Below are 13,475 nucleotides of genomic sequence, written 5' to 3'. Positions count from 1 at the left end.
TCATTTTGAAGATTTTGAAGGTTCGCTATTATCCAGGCCTCGAGGCTTGAATGCTACCTCTTCAATTTCCCACTCCTCTTCAATCGGCCGACGCGGTTGTTTCGCAGGAGAAACAGGTTCGGCGTCAAGCTGACTGGCGAACTCTACCGTAGGCTGCATTGGGGTTTCTCTGCGCAGGCCTTCTTGGCTACTTAGCGTGTTCATTAAAGTGGGCGGGTGGTAATCGATAAAGCGATGCTCGGCATCCTCAGACCGTTTTGCTGGCTCAGCCGATTTTAAGTCAGCATTGAGAGAAGCCAGCAACAAACGCATGGGCACTGGGCTTAGTGGCGGTGCTAATGACAAGTGATCAGCCCCATTATCGGGGGCAACATGCAGACCTAAGCGACGCTGACGCCCCTGCTCAGCCAACCCGGATGCCTGGCTTTTTTCATAACTATTCTCATAACTATTCTCATAGCTATTTTCATAGCGAAGCGTGTCATCTTGCTCGGGCGTTTGCGCTTGCTCATCAATTAACCACTGATCGGCGTTCGCCGTTGACGCTGAGCTGGCGTAAGAAATCTCGGGTTCGTCTTCGGTTGCTACCTGTGGCTCGCTTTGCTGATGTGGCTCTTCCACGTCATTATTATTCGCCTGGATTGGGTACGCAACAGGAACAGCGTCAGGTATCGACGCTGTCATCGGCGCTATCTTAGAGGTCGCTTCAGGCGTTGCCTTAGAGGCTGCTTTAGGTGCAGTACCAGGCGTAACTATTGGCTTTGTTACTGGCTCAGGCTCAGTAAGCGGGACATTTTCCCAGGCCTCTTCACGTCGCTTACGCAGCCACACCAACACTCCCAGAAGCAGAGCGATGGCAGCTAACGCGAGCGGCCACTGATAACGCTCAACTAAGGCAGCCACTCCCGGGCTGCCCATCTCATCCATGCTGGCAATGTATGGTTCTGGTGACTGCTCTTGAGCAGCCAACGCATCGCTCAACGCCTGAGTTAGCGAGGCCACTTCGCTACGCAGCGCATTAAGCTCGGCGCGCATTAACACGCGCTCTTCCATTACCTGCTGAAGCGTCGCTTGGCTTAGGCGCAGCTGCTCGGTTAATTCTGCCCGGGTTAGCGCCTCGGGCTCGTTGGCAGCCTCTTCCAACGCAGCTGGGCCGTTTACTGAGGACTCGTTTGCTTCTTGCTCACTTGGTTCAGCGCCACCCGCAGCAAGCGCGCTGTCTGGCTCAGCTGCACCAGTAGCTTCAAGGATTTGGGCAGCGGCTATAGCGTTGTTTGAAACTGTATCGGCTTCAACGTCAGGTAACGACACTGCCTCCAATGAGCCGTTGCGGCGAGCGCGCCAGGCTTCATTCATCGCTTTCATGGCGGCATCAGCATCAAGATGGGAGCGCGCCAAAATGCGCTCAATATCAGGGACACTCAGCGTTTGGCCTGCACGCATATCATTTATATTGCCGCTAGGAAAGACGTCTGGATTGGCCTCCAGCAGCGCCACCATCATCTGCTGAACGCTGGCTTGCGAAGGCTTAAGCCGCTCTGCGACGCCCCATAACGTATCGCCACTGCCCACATACGCGCTGCTGCCATTGCCACGCTCGCTTACCACGGTCGGCGCCGCTGATCTGGCTTCAACCACCGGAGGAGTGGCTGCGTTACTCGTTGTTGGCACAGCGTTGGGAGCAGCGCTTTGGCCCTGCTGGGAATAACCCTGGGGATCAAACAGCAAGGTGATGTCACGAAATTGTTGACCGCCCGGAAACTCAACCGCCAGCAGCAGGTCAAGCCAAGGCTCTTGCATCGTTTGAACAGAGCTTAAGCGTACTTGTCGTAGCCCTTGCTGCTCTACAATCTGGGCACGAACACTTGCGGCTAGAGGCGTCCACTCAAGGCCCGCCGCGGCAAAATCTGCCGGTTCGGCAACGCTGACTTGGATATCGTCAAGGGCGTAGTCACTACTTTCCAGCAATGGTATTGATGCATTTAAAGGCGCATTCAGATACGAGCCGACACTCGCCTGCCCCAGCCCGACGGCTAGCGCAAAGGGACTCACTGCACTCAACGAGAGCCATGTAATCCATGTCAGTGTTTTTTTCATGAATGTTCCCTGATCGCTTACTTACTTTTTAACTATTGATGCAAGCTTATTGTATTACGTCTTTTTTATCATAACTTAACGAAATAAAGCCGTATTTCCCACTACCGTGATTATTAGCAGCGTAAAAAAAACGGGAAGCTGCAAACAGCTTCCCGTTTTCGACTAGCGTATAACAGCGAATAATTACTGTTCGCGCAGGATCTTCAGCATCCGCTTAAGGGGCTCCGCGGCACCCCACAGCAGTTGGTCACCGACGCTGAATGCGGAGAGGTATTCACCACCCATTTGCAGCTTACGCAGGCGGCCAACTGGCACCTGTAGCGTACCAGTGGCAACAGCAGGTGTTAGGCCAGCAATGGTCGCATCCTTATCGTTCGGGATCAGCTTGACCCATTCGTTGTGCTTGGCAATGCGATCTTCGATCTCATCCAGCGGCACATCGTGCTTCAGCTTGATGGTGAATGCCTGGCTGTGCGAGCGCATAGCACCGATTCGTACACACAGGCCATCAATGGGGATCGGATTGTTGCCGAGGCCCAGAATTTTATTGGTCTCAACACTGGCCTTCCACTCTTCACGACTCTGACCGCTTTCCAGCTTGCTATCGATCCACGGTAGCAGGCTACCTGCCAATGGTGCGGCGAAGTTATCGATCGGGAAATCGCCACCGCGCATTGCAGCGGTTACCTTGCGATCGATATCCAGAATCGCACTGGAGGTGTCCTTCAGCTCTTCACCAACACTGTCGTGTAACTGCCCCATTTGGTTGAGCAGCTCGCGCATGTGCTTAGCGCCTGAACCAGAAGCCGCCTGATAGGTCATGGAGGTCATCCATTCAACCATATCGGCTTCAAACAAACCGCCCAAGCCCATCAACATTAGGCTTACAGTACAGTTCCCGCCAACAAATGTTTTGGCGCCTTTGGATAGCTGGTCATCGATAACCTTGCGGTTAACCGGATCCAGCACGATTGTCGCTTCATCTTCCATGCGCAGGGTGCTGGCGGCATCAACCCAGTAGCCTTTCCAGCCTGCGTTACGTAGATCTTTATAGACCGGCTTGGTGTAGTCACCGCCCTGGCAGGTCACGATGACATCCAACGCTTTGAGCGCTTCGATATCAAAGGCATCTTTCAGCGGAGGTACGTCGACACCGATGTCGGGGCCGGGCTGGCCAACCTGAGAAGTAGTGAAGAAGACCGGCTCAATGCCGTTAAAATCACCATCTTCCAGCATTCGCTGCATGAGTACAGAGCCCACCATGCCGCGCCATCCCACGAAACCGACTTTCAACATATGAAGTCCTCCTGCAAAGAATGAGTACTCACATTATACACACTTCTTTACGGTGATTTTAAAACTGCAGATCAGCTGTTTCTATTGCTTTGCAAACGCAGCAAGAACGGCATCGCCCATAGCATCGGTGCCGATGGTTTGCATACCTGTAGATGCGATGTCAGCGGTACGCAGCCCATCATCCAGCACGCTGCCAACGGCGGCTTCAATACGCTCCGCCAGAGCATTTTCATTCAGCGAATAGCGCAGCATCATGGCCACAGACAGCATCATGGCCAGCGGGTTAGCCACGTTTTGACCAGCGATATCCGGCGCACTGCCGTGGCAAGGCTCGTACATACCCTGCCCGCTTTCGTTTAGCGACGCGGAAGGCAACATGCCGATGGAGCCAGTCAGCATCGCGGCAGCATCGGAAAGAATATCGCCAAACATATTACCGGTGACCACCACATCAAACTGCTTGGGTGCGCGCACTAACTGCATAGCGGCGTTATCGACGTACATATGGGAAAGCTCAACGTCCGGGTATTCCGGTGCTAAACGCTCCATCACTTCACGCCACAAGATGGTGACTTCCAGGACGTTGGCTTTATCCACCGAGCAGAGTTTTTTACCGCGCTTTTGGGCCATTTCAAATGCCACGCGGCCAATACGCTCAATCTCGCTTTCAGAATAGATATAGGTATTAAAGCCCACTCGCTCACCGTTGCGCACTTCAATGCCACGGGGCTGGCCGAAGTAGATCCCGCCGGTAAGCTCGCGGACGATCATGATATCCAGGCCGGCCACTAGCTCAGGCTTCAGGCTAGAAGCGCTGGCCAACTGCGGGTAGAGCATGGCCGGGCGAAGGTTGCCGAACAGCCCTAGGTTTTTGCGTAGACCCAGCAGGCCCTTTTCAGGACGTTTGGAGAGATCTTCAATGTTGTCCCACTTGGGACCACCCACAGCGCCCAACAGAATAGCGCTGGCGGCTTTGGCTTTTTCAAGGGTCTCCGCGGGCAGCGGCTCACCGTGCACATCATAGGCAGAGCCGCCCACCAGGCCTTCTTCGACTTCAATGTCCAAGCCTGCTTGCTGGCACGCCTTCAATAAACGTGCCGCCTGAGCAGCAATCTCGGGGCCGATACCATCACCCGGCAGCAATAAAACCTTATGCGTCATGCTGAATCCTTAACGTGTTATCGAGCGACTTTGGCCGCTTTGCGCGTTGCAATGGGATTGCAACGCGCTATCAAACTTACTGTGAAAACTGGAAAGCGTTTAGGCAGACTGCCGGAACAACCAGGGACGCGCGGCTTTGTGCTTCTGCTCAAAAGCCCGAATGGCGTCTTCGTCTTTTAGCGTCAGGCCAATATCGTCCAATCCTTCCAGCAGGCAGTGCTTGCGGAACGCATCCACTGCAAACTCTAAAATTTCACCGCTGGGAGTAATGACCCGCTGGTTCTCCAAGTCCACGTCCAACTGGTAGCCTTCATTGGCTTCTACCTCAGCAAACAGGCGGTCGACCACATCTTCTGGGAAGGTAATCAGCAAAATGCCATTCTTGAACGAGTTGTTGTAGAAGATATCGGCAAAGCTAGGCGCAATCACTACCTTGAAGCCGAAATCTTCCAGCGCCCAAGGTGCGTGTTCGCGGGAGCTACCGCAACCAAAGTTACGCCGCGCCAGCAGCACTTCAGAACCTTTGAAGCGCGGCTGGTTCAAGACGAAATCAGGATTGAGCGGGCGCTGCGAGCAATCCTGCCCCGGCTGGCCTTCATCCAAATAACGCAATTCATCAAACAGATTAACGCCAAAGCCGGTGCGCTTGATTGATTTCAAAAACTGCTTCGGGATAATCAGATCGGTATCGACGTTGGCGCGATCAAGGGGCGCAACCACACCTTCAAAACGTTCAAATTTTTTCATGGCTTAAGCCTCCTGAGCGTGAGTGGCGTCGTTAGCGGGCAAGCTGCGGACATCGACAAAGTGACCGGCGATTGCCGCTGCCGCTGCCATAGCGGGGCTGACCAAGTGGGTGCGGCCACCGTAGCCCTGCCGCCCTTCAAAGTTACGGTTAGAGGTCGAAGCGCAGTGTTCACCGGCACCCAACTTATCCGCGTTCATGGCCAAACACATGGAGCAGCCTGGCTCACGCCACTCAAAACCCGCTTCAATAAAGATTTTATCCAACCCTTCCGCTTCTGCCTGGCGCTTCACCAAGCCAGAGCCCGGCACCACCATAGCCAGTTTGATAGAGTCAGCGACTTTTTTGCCCTTGGCCACCTTGGCGGCTTCACGCAAGTCTTCAATACGCGAGTTGGTGCAGGAGCCGATAAAAATCTTATCCAGCTTAATGTCGGTAATTTTCTGGTTGGGCTGAAGGCCCATATACTCAAGCGCTCGCGTATGGCTGCGCTGTACGGTTTCATCCAGCGCGGCTAACGGGTCGGGCACTTGGCCAGAAATGCCGGTGACCATTTCCGGGCTGGTACCCCAGCTGACCTGTGGCTCGATCTCTTCAGCTTGCAAAGTAACCACTTTATCGAACTGCGCATCGTCATCAGAGACCAGATTGCGCCAGTCGGCTACTGCGGCTTCCCACTGTTCAGCGGTCGGCGCAAAAGGGCGCTTACCAAGATAATCGATAGTGGTGTCGTCTACGGCGATCAGACCGACCCGTGCGCCCGCTTCAATGGCCATATTGCACACAGTCATGCGGCCTTCCATAGAGAGCGAGGCAATGGCACTTCCGGCAAACTCAATAGCGTAGCCAGTGCCGCCTGCGGTGCCAATTTTGCCGATAATCGCCAGCACTACGTCTTTGGCAGTCACGCCCAGGCCTAATTCGCCCTCCACGCGCACCTGCATATTCTTCATTTTTTGCGCCAGCAAGCACTGGGTCGCCATCACGTGCTCGACTTCAGAAGTGCCGATACCGTGGGCCAAGGCACCAAAAGCGCCGTGGGTGGCAGTGTGGGAGTCGCCACAAACCACGGTCATGCCCGGCAGGGTTGCGCCCTGCTCGGGGCCAACCACGTGCACGATCCCCTGGCGCGGGTCGTTGATTTTAAACTCTTCGATGCCGTACTCAAGGCAGTTGTCGTCCAGGGTTTGCACCTGAATCAGTGACACCGGGTCTTTAATCCCGCTGTTGCCCTCGGCCCGCTCTTTAATGGTCGTTGGCACGTTATGGTCAGGCGTGGCTAAATTGGCATCCAAACGCCACGGCTTGCGGTTGGCTAAACGCAGCCCTTCAAACGCCTGGGGCGAGGTCACTTCATGAAGCAACTGGCGGTCGATGTAGATCAACGCAGTGCCGTCATCGCGCTGCTTCACCAAGTGTTGATTCCAAAGCTTGTCGTAAAGGGTTTGGCCTGACATGTGACTCTCCTGGGCAGTGCCCTGCTAGTTCGGTATAGCCGCCTCTATGGGCTGCTTAAATTGCTTGTGGAGTCAGTGTCACGCGACTCGCGCATAAAAGCAATTCATGTTATTCATAGTTTAGATTCCAAACTGGAATAGCTAATTAGGGAGCAGCCCGTGGATACCCAAAGCTTACAAGCCTTTTTGGCCGTGGCAGATACGCAAAGTTTTTCACGGGCGGCTGAACAGCTGCACCTAACCCAGCCTGCGGTAAGCAAACGCATTGCCACGCTAGAGTCTCAGGTGGGTACACGGCTGTTTGATCGTATTGGTCGGCGTATTGCGTTAACCGAAGCCGGTAGCGTGCTGCTACCCCAAGCGCGGCGGATACTGTTTAGTGTAGAAGATAGCCGCCGCGCGTTGGCCAACCTTTCTGGCCAAGTAGGCGGCAAGCTGACCCTGGCCACCAGTCACCATATTGGCCTGCACCGCCTACCACCGCTATTAAAGCAGTACACCCAGCGCCACCCGGAGGTTACGCTAGACCTGCACTTTCTGGATTCCGAACAGGCTTACCAGGGAGTGCTGGACGGCACCCTGGAAATGGCCGTGGTAACGCTAGCGCCCCACCCTCATGAGCAACTGCAGGTGGTAGAGCTGTGGCGCGACCGGCTCTGTTTTGCCTGCGCTATCGATCACCCTCTTACCCACCAGGTCTCTCAACGCGTTCTGTCACTGACCGATCTATGCGAATACAACTGCGTGATGCCGGGGGCCAAGACCTTTACAGGATCCCTTATCGCGCAGCGTTTTAGCCAAGCGGGCCTGGAACTGCCAGTGAGCATGGCAACCAACTATTTAGAAACGCTAAAGATGATGTGCAGCGTGGGGTTAGGTTGGAGCCTGCTACCGGAAAAGATGATCGACAGCGAACTGGTAGAGCTAAAAGTAGACACCCCACCTATTTACCGCCCGCTGGGGTACTTGGTGCATACCAACCGAACGCTCTCGAATGCGGCGCGAATGATGATAGAGGAGCTGGAAAACACGCGGGGTGAGAGCCCTATAAAATAAGCCCTATGTGTAGCGCTCATAGAACTCGCATTCTCATTGCCACACGCTACGGTATGTGCACACATCTGGCTTTGTGGGTTTTCGTAGCTTGTGGTAAGCCTCAGGCGCACCCGCGGGAGCAGCGCGAAGCGGTGCCGGAGGTTAGCTGAGGTGCCACCGGACGTCGTTCCGCCGGCTCCTAAACTGCCTTCCTATTCACCAAACTGGGCGAACACTTCTTCGCCGGTCAACTGCTTGGTTTTTTCTGCTAGTGAATAGTAACGCGGCTTTTGATCGATAAATATTTGCTCGGTTATTTTCCAATCATCCGCGCCATCAAGAAGCCCAACGGGAAGCGCGTAATGCCCATCCTGCTTTAAGCGATAGAAAAGGTGGGTGCCACATTTCTGGCAGAAACCACGCTCAGCCCACTCAGAGGAACTGAAGGTGGATATATGCTCGGAGCCTTTAAAGTCCACATCACCAGCAAACTCAACCGCAAACAACGGGCCACCACCCCACTTTCTACACATCGAGCAGTGACAAACGCCGACATGGTTGCTTTTGGTGGCAACAGTAACGCTGACAATCCCGCAAAGACAGGCCCCATGAAGCTGAGTGGTGAATCCCATGCTTTTCTCCTCCCACTGCATCCCAGTTAGATAGTGCTTAGCCGTCAAAAGCCAAAATAGCCAAGAGATTTCTCAACAACATTCACCAAGATAGCTCAATATTGATCCTCCGTATTAAAGTATGGGCGTGGCAGCTAGCCTACTGCGTCGATGGTTAAGCGTTGAGCCAGGGCTTGATAAAGGGTGTGCCGCGCCACTTCGTTGAACAGCACAAAACGGACCAGGCGTACTTTGTACAGGGTGGGCAGTATTGCTTCGAGGATAGACGCGCACACCTGTGCGGCTTCTCCAGCGTATCGAAGACGTACTCCTTCTCCATCTTGACCCATGGCAACTCACGCCTTTCACGGACGACCAGGTCGCGCATACGCGTGAGCGCCTTCTCGTTCTTTAGATGGGCTTTGCGTGCCTGAAACCACTCCTTTTGGGATACAACTCTCGGTGATTCAATCTGGCTCATGACGGACTTCCTCGCGTAAATTCAGCCTTGCTCCGGCTTGCAGCACCGGAATAATGCGTTTTGCATGGAGTAGTCGCTCGCCACTGATCAAAATCGACAACACCGCCGCAATTAATGACGAGGGGCATCGGGGCTAACATATACATCCCCGGGAGAATGGGCGTCCATTCAACTACCGAGTATGCTCAACACAACCATGAAGATTATAATCACGGACTAAGCCATACCCTCTCGACAATTGAACGCCAAGCCTCGGGCCTATTACTGTGAACAACCGCCATGGAAGTGAAAAAAGCCCAGCCAAGCCTGTTCGTAAAGGCCTGCACCCGAAGAATCTACACAACCAAGGCTATGACTTCCCAGTGCTCGTAAAGAGCCACCCAACAATAGCCCCCTATGTGAAGCCTAACGCTTATGGCGAACTTTCCATCGATTTCTCAGACCCACTGGCAGTAAAAACGCTCAACGCCGCGTTATTAAACCGATACTACAATATTGTCGATTGGGATATTCCAGAGGGCGCGCTTTGCCCCCCCATCCCAGGCAGAGCCGACTATATTCATCACATGGCGGATTTATTGGAGTTTGAGCTTGGACATGAACAGCCCAGCATCAAGCTGCTCGATATAGGGACGGGAGCCAATGGCATCTACCCACTACTGGCCTGCCAAATTTACGGCTGGCAGTGCGTGGGTAGTGACATTAACCCTCAATCGCTTGAGAACGTCGCCACGATTATCGCCAATAACCCCACGCTCAAAGATCGCTTCACGCTACGCACGCAGCACGATAAAAACCATATTTTTGAAGGGATCATTCAAGCGGGGGAGTTTTTTGACGTCAGTGTATGCAACCCACCCTTCCATGCCTCGCTCGATGAAGCACTTAAAGGTAGCCAGCGTAAACGCAATAACCTTGCGCGTAGTCGCGGTGACCAAAAAGCAACAACCAAAACCCCCACGCTGAACTTTGGCGGGCTTGGTGCAGAGCTTTGGTGCAAGGGCGGCGAACAGCTGTTTCTTAAAAAGCTAATAAGAGAAAGCCAGGAGTATGCAACTCAATGCCGCTGGTTTAGCAGCCTGGTTTCAAAAACCGACAATGTTAAGCCTGCAAAGAAGCTGATTCGTAAGCTCGGTGCCGTTGACGTACGGGAAATAGAGATGAAGCAGGGAAATAAGATGACGAGGATATTGGCCTGGACATTCATGTGAGCCGTTTCCGAGATGGCGCATGATTATGCGAAGTCTACCGTGACATTATTCCGCTGTAAGCACATCGCTCAGGATGGAGAACTGTCAGTGCTCGATCAGATAGTGCGCTACGTGAAAGGTACCTGGCTAAAGCGGATCTCGGTTGTTAATCATCACTATGGCGTCTTGATCGTGGTTATAGGGTTTGAAGCCGCCACGAAAGGCGCTGACCGTCCTATGCAAGGGCGGTTTTGCTGACCAGCACGACACCGAAGGCAATCAGCATCAGCAACACCACTCTGCGGAAAGTGTCGGCATCCATCCGCTGACGCACGATACCGCCGATCTTGGTGCCGACATAGACGGGTATCAGCCCCAGCAGCGAGATCCAAATCGATTCGACCGTCATGAGCCCCAGCTTCGCCAGGCCCACGGCCATAATCAGGCTCGAAAGGGTAAAGGAGATATTGATCGCCTGGATAAACCGCTTGGGATCGAGTTGAAGCGCCAGCAGGAACGGCAAGACCGGCATGACTTGCGATCCGGTCATGCCATTCACCAGACCGGTGAGAAAGCCAGAAACCGGCGCAAGTTTGCGACCCAGGCTCTCCGACATCGGTTGGCCAGGGCGAAACAGCGTGAAAGCGCCGTAGCCGATAAGCACCAGGCCCAGTATCGCGCCGGCGACTAGGCTATCGATCAGATCCAGTACGGCGAGGCCGATCAGCAGGCCGGGAATGGTGGCGAGAAACATCGGCCAGAAGCGCCGCACCGTCTCCCCAAAGTGCCCTGCCTGCATCATTACGGTGGTGTTGCTCACCAGCGAGGGAATGATGACCAGCGGCATAGCGGATTTGAGGCCCAGCCCAAGCGCGAGAATGGGTAGCGCGGATGTTGAGAACCCCAGACCGGTCGCCCCTTTGACGAAGGCAGCCACAAGATAGGCACAGGCGATGATCAGAATCGTCTCGAAGTTCACGGTGCATCCATACGGTAACTCTCACAGATTGGTCTTAGGCCGGCTTCGCTTCCTACCGGCTGGTTTTACGGCGGCCCATCGCCGCGGCAATGTCCTCTTCGTGCTCTTCGCCCCAGCCGCAAAGCGGCTCCATGGCCTGCACCAGACTTGCCCCGAAGGGTGTCAGCGAGTAGTCGACGCGCAGCGGGATCTCGCCATAGTCAGTGCGCTGGACAATGCCGTCGGACTCCAGCTCCTTTAGCTGCTGGATCAACATTTTGTCGCTCACGCCTCGGACGCTTCGCTTGAGCTCGCCGTAACGCGTCGGGCCCTTGTTTAAAAAGAACAGAATCAACGGCTTCCATTTCCCGGAGATCACGTGCAGCGTCGCATGCAGGCCACAAATGAAACGTGGGTTTTCTGAGTTTTCTTTCGCCATAAAGGGTACTTACCAAAAGGTACATACTTGAACATTTGTAAGTGGTTTATATATTGTGAAAGCGCATCGAGTCAACACACACGGAGACCCAACCATGAGTCGGCTAAACGGTAAAATCGCACTAATCACAGGCGGAGCCAGCGGCATCGGCCTGGCCTCGGCCCAACGCCTCATCGACGAAGGCGCCTTCGTCTTCATTGTCGGACGGCGCCAGGACGTCCTCGACAACGCGGCTGAGGCGCTGGGATCCAACGCCCGGGGACTCCAGGCGAATGTGACGAAGCCGGAGGATCTCGACCGCGTATTCGAGACAGTGCAGAAAGAGAAAGGCCGCCTGGACGTACTGGTGGCCAACGCGGGCGTAGGCGAATTCGCCAGCCTAGGACAGATCACCGAGGAACACTACGACTATATCTTTGACATCAACGTCAAAGGCACCCTATTCACCGTCCAGAAGGCGCTCCCCCTGATGACGAACGGCGGCTCCATCATCCTCACCGGTTCCACGGTCGGCAGCATGGGCACCCCCGCTATGAGCATCTACAGCGCCTCCAAGGCGGCCATCCGAAACCTGGTGCGCAGTTGGGCCCATGATCTTAGGGGCACCGGCATTCGCGTGAACGTCATGTCTCCTGGCCCAACCAAAACAGACAAGTTAATCGAATTGCTCCCATCCGACGCCCTGAGCGAGATGAAACGGAGCGTACCCCTTGAGCGTCTGGGCGATCCCCAAGAAACCGCAGGCGCGGTGGCGTTCCTGGCGTCCGACGATAGCAGCTTTATGACAGGGAGCGAGGTGTTCGTTGACGGGGGCTACGCGCAGGTTTAGGGGTTAGGCGGAGAACGGGAGGCAATGAACCAAAAGGGGTCAGATAGATTTTAGATCAGTCAGCTTGGTTAAAAATAAATCAACCTGCCTCATTTAGATTGATCACAATAAACTCGATCTGCCCCCTTTAATTTTGGCTTCCCTTACACATAACGAGGCTGTAGAAAAGCCTAATTCCGAGCCGTCTCTACCGTCTCGCGCCCTAATTTACTTACTCAGCCAGTCATCTAGCTGAGTAATCTTAATATCGGCATTCAGCCATTTGAGCGCCCATCTAAAGCTAATTGAAGACGGTTTTTTGCTCTTAAAAAGCAACTTATCCCGCTCTAAGCCCTTCATGACGCGGCCAAGTGACCATAATTCGCTAACTTCTCAATATTGTGTACCAAGCAGTAGAGCTGCCACTGACCTTGCACCTTTTGCTTACCACAAAGGCTGAAGCGATTCAGTCTTTTCATCGTGCCAACGTTGCCAAAGGTAGCCGCTCTACGCAGCACTGAGAAAGTCTAGTACCTGTCAATGGCAAAGAGTTCGTTGCCCAGTAAGCCTTGTTCGTGGCACACCAGCAGCACTTGTTCGAACAGCGCTTCAATCTCATCGGTAGGGCGACTGACGAAGCTTACCAGTGTGGTGAAGTGGGGTACGGTATCGCAGGAAAGGGCTTTGCGGCGGCCCGACAGGGGCGTCCGGCGGCCAATGGCCGCGCACTGGTGCGTATGGTTACGTTTTGAGTTTGGCATGAAGCTCCTCAGCTGAGTAGGTAAGGGCTTCATGGCCATATTTGGGTGACGCTAGAACATCAGTAATTTGAGAGGCTGGCGAACCCAGCCAGGCTGTACCTAGAAAATTGCTAAGGGGGACAAACACCGGCGACCAGTTATTCTGGTGATTCAATTTTCGCGCGAAGCCTTCAGCCTCATCGGATGATGCCCAAACAGGCAGAGCTCTGCCACATTCTGCCGGTAACGCATAAACCTCTTTTCCGGCTAGCAAGACCCACACCCCATCTTGATCTCGGATGGTATGAATAAACTTGCGATCACCAATCAATTCGACAGTCATTCAGCTACTCGATACCTTGGAACGATGAAACGTAACGCTTAGCAGACGGGCGACAAAAACGCGCCTGCGGGTTTGGCGCGTCCCAGCGACCGTAGGAAGCGAGTGATGCGTATT

At 54.2% G+C, this 13,475-nt stretch carries 14 protein-coding genes and 2 pseudogenes; 3 read left to right on the top strand and 13 right to left on the bottom strand.

Annotated features, from left to right (window positions below; translation table 11 throughout):
* From KO116_RS09810 to leuC, 5 genes are all read right to left on the bottom strand, one after another.
* Complete coding sequence (locus KO116_RS09810; protein WP_035557390.1) at nucleotides 1-2,097, bottom strand: type IV pilus assembly protein FimV; 2,097 nt, start codon at nucleotides 2,095-2,097, stop codon at nucleotides 1-3.
* A 183-nt stretch (nucleotides 2,098-2,280) separates the two neighbouring features.
* Entirely contained in the window at nucleotides 2,281-3,393 is a 1,113-nt protein-coding gene (asd, locus tag KO116_RS09805; protein ID WP_035557387.1) for an aspartate-semialdehyde dehydrogenase, read from the bottom strand.
* An 81-nt stretch (nucleotides 3,394-3,474) separates the two neighbouring features.
* Nucleotides 3,475-4,554 carry a 3-isopropylmalate dehydrogenase gene (gene leuB / locus KO116_RS09800; RefSeq protein ID WP_035557385.1) on the bottom strand — a complete coding sequence of 360 codons (1,080 nt, stop codon included), beginning with the start codon at nucleotides 4,552-4,554 and terminating at the stop codon, nucleotides 3,475-3,477.
* Between the two features lie 99 nt (nucleotides 4,555-4,653).
* Nucleotides 4,654-5,301: a 3-isopropylmalate dehydratase small subunit gene (gene leuD / locus KO116_RS09795; protein ID WP_035557382.1), complete on the bottom strand. Its 648-nt coding sequence runs from the start codon at nucleotides 5,299-5,301 to the stop codon at nucleotides 4,654-4,656.
* Between the two features lie 3 nt (nucleotides 5,302-5,304).
* Nucleotides 5,305-6,756: a 3-isopropylmalate dehydratase large subunit gene (leuC, locus tag KO116_RS09790; RefSeq protein ID WP_035557379.1), complete on the bottom strand. Its 1,452-nt coding sequence runs from the start codon at nucleotides 6,754-6,756 to the stop codon at nucleotides 5,305-5,307.
* A gap of 159 nt (nucleotides 6,757-6,915) precedes the next feature.
* Between leuC and KO116_RS09785 the strand changes: the two genes are divergently transcribed.
* Nucleotides 6,916-7,812, top strand: coding sequence for a LysR family transcriptional regulator (locus tag KO116_RS09785; protein WP_035557376.1), 897 nt, complete (start codon nucleotides 6,916-6,918; stop codon nucleotides 7,810-7,812).
* Between the two features lie 191 nt (nucleotides 7,813-8,003).
* Here the strand turns inward: KO116_RS09785 and KO116_RS09780 are convergent, their stop codons facing one another.
* The 3 genes and pseudogenes from KO116_RS09780 to KO116_RS26305 all read right to left on the bottom strand — a co-directional run.
* Nucleotides 8,004-8,423, bottom strand: coding sequence for a GFA family protein (locus tag KO116_RS09780; RefSeq protein ID WP_035557374.1), 420 nt, complete (start codon nucleotides 8,421-8,423; stop codon nucleotides 8,004-8,006).
* A 134-nt stretch (nucleotides 8,424-8,557) separates the two neighbouring features.
* Nucleotides 8,558-8,752, bottom strand: a complete 195-nt coding sequence (locus KO116_RS25775; RefSeq protein WP_235272543.1) for a hypothetical protein — start codon at nucleotides 8,750-8,752, stop codon at nucleotides 8,558-8,560.
* 17 nt (nucleotides 8,753-8,769) lie between these two features.
* Nucleotides 8,770-8,883 (bottom strand): annotated as a pseudogene (locus KO116_RS26305) (DUF899 family protein); the annotation flags it as partial.
* A 266-nt stretch (nucleotides 8,884-9,149) separates the two neighbouring features.
* Here KO116_RS26305 and rlmF point away from each other — a divergent pair.
* Complete coding sequence (gene rlmF / locus KO116_RS09770) at nucleotides 9,150-10,094, top strand: 23S rRNA (adenine(1618)-N(6))-methyltransferase RlmF (RefSeq protein WP_035557368.1); 945 nt, start codon at nucleotides 9,150-9,152, stop codon at nucleotides 10,092-10,094.
* 214 nt (nucleotides 10,095-10,308) lie between these two features.
* Here the strand turns inward: rlmF and KO116_RS09765 are convergent, their stop codons facing one another.
* Together KO116_RS09765 and KO116_RS09760 are read right to left on the bottom strand one after the other, a co-directional pair.
* The gene (locus tag KO116_RS09765; RefSeq protein ID WP_035557366.1) at nucleotides 10,309-11,052 is read right to left on the bottom strand and encodes a sulfite exporter TauE/SafE family protein; all 744 of its coding nucleotides are present in this window, start codon (nucleotides 11,050-11,052) and stop codon (nucleotides 10,309-10,311) included.
* 52 nt (nucleotides 11,053-11,104) lie between these two features.
* Nucleotides 11,105-11,470: a winged helix-turn-helix transcriptional regulator gene (locus KO116_RS09760; protein WP_035557363.1), complete on the bottom strand. Its 366-nt coding sequence runs from the start codon at nucleotides 11,468-11,470 to the stop codon at nucleotides 11,105-11,107.
* A gap of 94 nt (nucleotides 11,471-11,564) precedes the next feature.
* Between KO116_RS09760 and KO116_RS09755 the strand changes: the two genes are divergently transcribed.
* Complete coding sequence (locus tag KO116_RS09755; RefSeq protein WP_035557361.1) at nucleotides 11,565-12,299, top strand: SDR family NAD(P)-dependent oxidoreductase; 735 nt, start codon at nucleotides 11,565-11,567, stop codon at nucleotides 12,297-12,299.
* Between the two features lie 335 nt (nucleotides 12,300-12,634).
* Here the strand turns inward: KO116_RS09755 and KO116_RS24630 are convergent, their stop codons facing one another.
* The 3 genes and pseudogenes from KO116_RS24630 to KO116_RS09745 all read right to left on the bottom strand — a co-directional run bounded on the left by KO116_RS24630 (nucleotide 12,635) and on the right by KO116_RS09745 (nucleotide 13,361).
* On the bottom strand, nucleotides 12,635-12,757 hold the full coding sequence (locus tag KO116_RS24630) for a transposase (protein ID WP_200897147.1): 123 nt from the start codon (nucleotides 12,755-12,757) through the stop codon (nucleotides 12,635-12,637).
* Between the two features lie 57 nt (nucleotides 12,758-12,814).
* A pseudogene (locus tag KO116_RS26300) lies at nucleotides 12,815-12,964 on the bottom strand (transposase); the annotation flags it as partial.
* Nucleotides 12,965-13,019: 55 nt separating this feature from the next.
* Nucleotides 13,020-13,361 carry a DUF2750 domain-containing protein gene (locus KO116_RS09745; protein WP_035557355.1) on the bottom strand — a complete coding sequence of 114 codons (342 nt, stop codon included), beginning with the start codon at nucleotides 13,359-13,361 and terminating at the stop codon, nucleotides 13,020-13,022.
* Nucleotides 13,362-13,475: the final 114 nt, after the last annotated feature.

This window comes from Halomonas sp. KO116 (genome assembly GCF_000734975.2).
GTDB lineage: Bacteria > Pseudomonadota > Gammaproteobacteria > Pseudomonadales > Halomonadaceae > Vreelandella > Vreelandella glaciei.
The sequence above is the reverse complement of the archived record's forward strand: the minus strand, read 5'-3'. Positions and strand labels throughout refer to the sequence as shown.

What these genes read in the sequence shown, in the direction of transcription:
- KO116_RS09810 (WP_035557390.1), bottom strand. Translation starts at nt 2,097, where the DNA reads ATGAAAAAAACACTGACATGGATTACATGGCTCTCGTTGAGTGCAGTG.
- asd (WP_035557387.1), bottom strand. Translation starts at nt 3,393, where the DNA reads ATGTTGAAAGTCGGTTTCGTGGGATGGCGCGGCATGGTGGGCTCTGTA.
- leuB (WP_035557385.1), bottom strand. Translation starts at nt 4,554, where the DNA reads ATGACGCATAAGGTTTTATTGCTGCCGGGTGATGGTATCGGCCCCGAG.
- leuD (WP_035557382.1), bottom strand. Translation starts at nt 5,301, where the DNA reads ATGAAAAAATTTGAACGTTTTGAAGGTGTGGTTGCGCCCCTTGATCGC.
- leuC (WP_035557379.1), bottom strand. Translation starts at nt 6,756, where the DNA reads ATGTCAGGCCAAACCCTTTACGACAAGCTTTGGAATCAACACTTGGTG.
- KO116_RS09780 (WP_035557374.1), bottom strand. Translation starts at nt 8,423, where the DNA reads ATGGGATTCACCACTCAGCTTCATGGGGCCTGTCTTTGCGGGATTGTC.
- KO116_RS25775 (WP_235272543.1), bottom strand. Translation starts at nt 8,752, where the DNA reads ATGGGTCAAGATGGAGAAGGAGTACGTCTTCGATACGCTGGAGAAGCC.
- KO116_RS09760 (WP_035557363.1), bottom strand. Translation starts at nt 11,470, where the DNA reads ATGGCGAAAGAAAACTCAGAAAACCCACGTTTCATTTGTGGCCTGCAT.
- KO116_RS09755 (WP_035557361.1), top strand. Translation starts at nt 11,565, where the DNA reads ATGAGTCGGCTAAACGGTAAAATCGCACTAATCACAGGCGGAGCCAGC.
- KO116_RS24630 (WP_200897147.1), bottom strand. Translation starts at nt 12,757, where the DNA reads ATGAAAAGACTGAATCGCTTCAGCCTTTGTGGTAAGCAAAAGGTGCAA.
- KO116_RS09745 (WP_035557355.1), bottom strand. Translation starts at nt 13,361, where the DNA reads ATGACTGTCGAATTGATTGGTGATCGCAAGTTTATTCATACCATCCGA.